This window comes from Corallococcus llansteffanensis, from assembly GCF_003612055.1.
Classification (GTDB): Bacteria; Myxococcota; Myxococcia; order Myxococcales; family Myxococcaceae; genus Corallococcus; species Corallococcus llansteffanensis.
In genome coordinates, this window is the sequence record NZ_RAWB01000982.1 from 1 (window position 1) to 1707 (window position 1707).

General features: G+C 68.0%; 3 protein-coding genes. 1 reads left to right on the top strand and 2 read right to left on the bottom strand.

The features are described 5' to 3' along the window. Positions 1–179: 179 nt before the first annotated feature. Together D7V93_RS42665 and D7V93_RS42670 are read right to left on the bottom strand one after the other, a co-directional pair. On the bottom strand, positions 180–944 hold the full coding sequence (locus tag D7V93_RS42665) for a Stp1/IreP family PP2C-type Ser/Thr phosphatase (protein ID WP_120615514.1): 765 nt from the start codon (positions 942–944) through the stop codon (positions 180–182). A gap of 132 nt (positions 945–1076) precedes the next feature. Next, positions 1077–1454 (bottom strand): DUF192 domain-containing protein, encoded by a 378-nt coding sequence (locus D7V93_RS42670; protein ID WP_120648640.1) that lies wholly within the window; start codon positions 1452–1454, stop codon positions 1077–1079. A gap of 17 nt (positions 1455–1471) precedes the next feature. Here D7V93_RS42670 and D7V93_RS42675 point away from each other — a divergent pair. After that, positions 1472–1707, top strand: a 236-nt coding sequence (locus D7V93_RS42675) for a tRNA (cytidine(34)-2'-O)-methyltransferase (protein ID WP_147451668.1), incomplete at its 3' end; no start/stop codon positions are given.

Below are 1707 nucleotides of genomic sequence, written 5' to 3' on the forward strand. Positions count from 1 at the left end.
GGGTGGGGCAGGGCGCCCGGCTGGAGCGCTGCGCCGTGTTCGAGGAGACGCAGGTGACGCCCGGCGAGGTGCTCACCGAGGTGCTCGCGTGGGGCCCGCACCGGGTGCCCGCGCCGCTGACGGGGCGCTGAGCCTTCCGGGCGGGATGTCCGGGAGGCCCGTGGCGACGGGCCTCCTGCTCAGGCGTTGTGCCAGCGCGCCAGCACGCAGGTGACGTTGTCGTTGCCGCCCGCCGCGTTGGCCAGGTCGATGAGCTGGCCGCACGCCTTCTCCAGCTCCGGCGTGCGCGACAGGATGTCCTGCATCTGCGCGTCGGTGACCATACCGCTCAGGCCGTCCGAGCACAGCAGGAAGACGTCGTTCTCCAGCGGATCCACGCGGGTGACGTCCACCTGCACCTGCTCCTTCATCCCCAGCGCGCGGACGATGACGTTCTTGTGGGGGAAGTTTTCGATCTCCTCCGGCGTGAGCTTCTTCGCCTTGAGGTAGTCGTTGAGCAGCGAGTGGTCCTCCGTCACCTGCTGGAGCATGCCGCCGCGGAAGAAGTACACGCGGCTGTCGCCCACGTGGCCCACGTAGGCCGCGGTATCGCTGAAGTGCACGGACACGATGGTGGTGCCCATGCCCTTGTACTTGGTGTCCACGGTGGCGCGCTCGAAGATGCGGGCGTTCGCCAGCTTGATGCCGGTGGACAGCCGGTTCTCATCGTAGTTGCGCTGCTTGTCCATCTTGAACGGCCAGGTGGCGTCCTGGTCCTTGGACGTCATGCGGAAGAACTCGCCCAGCTCGTCCACCGCGATGCGGCTGGCGATCTCTCCGGACGAGTGACCGCCCATGCCGTCCGCCACGACCACGAGGTTCTCCTCGGCGAGCACGAGGTAGTTGTCCTCGTTGTGGTTCCGCTTCATCCCGACGTGGGTGCTGCCGGCGACCTCGATGCGCATGCGTTGGGACTCTTCCGGGGGAGGCGTGAAAACCGGGGCGCGACGTTAACAAAGCGCTGCAAAAGGGGTCAAAAAGCTCGTGCTGATGAGGTGCCCCCACCCTCCGGGTGCGGGCAGGCGGGAGGCGGCTTTTCAGGAGCTGACGGTCTCCGCCGGCTCGGCCGGAGCGAAGAGCAGCCGGTCGCCCTCCTGGGTGCCGCTGGCCGTGAGGACGCCCGCGGGCAGCTCCAGGACGGACTTCGCCCGGCGGTAGAGGGAGGTGGCGCGCCAGGGGGGAAGGGCGGACAGTTGCTTGACGATGTGCCCTTCCGCGTCCAGGAAGGCGACGTCGATGGGGATGCGCATGAAGAACGTGTGGATGGAGTTGCAGGGCGCGATGTGCATCCCGGCCCCCATCGGCAGCGAGGCGCGGCCCATGAGGCCCTGGAAGCGCTGGACGAAGGACTCGGCCCGTTCGGCGCGGTCCGCGAGCAGCCGCTGCCGCGTTTCGTTGGTCACCCTCCAGTGCATGTCCCGTGTTCTATCCCATGCTTGAGCCCCTGGCGTCCCCCCTGCACCTGGTCCTCGTGTCCCCCCAGATTCCGCCCAACACCGGCAACGTGGCCCGGCTGTGCGCGGTGACGGGCTGCCGGCTCATCCTGGTGGAGCCCCTGGGGTTCTCCATCGACGACCGGAACCTCAAGCGGGCGGGGCTGGACTACTGGGACAAGGTGTTCCTGAAGCTGTACCCGACCTATGACGCCTACGTGGCGGAGTACCCGGA

Coding starts and splice junctions, on each gene's coding strand:
- D7V93_RS42665 (WP_120615514.1), bottom strand. CDS start 944: ATGCGCATCGAGGTCGCCGGCAGCACCCACGTCGGGATGAAGCGGAAC.
- D7V93_RS42670 (WP_120648640.1), bottom strand. CDS start 1,454: ATGCACTGGAGGGTGACCAACGAAACGCGGCAGCGGCTGCTCGCGGAC.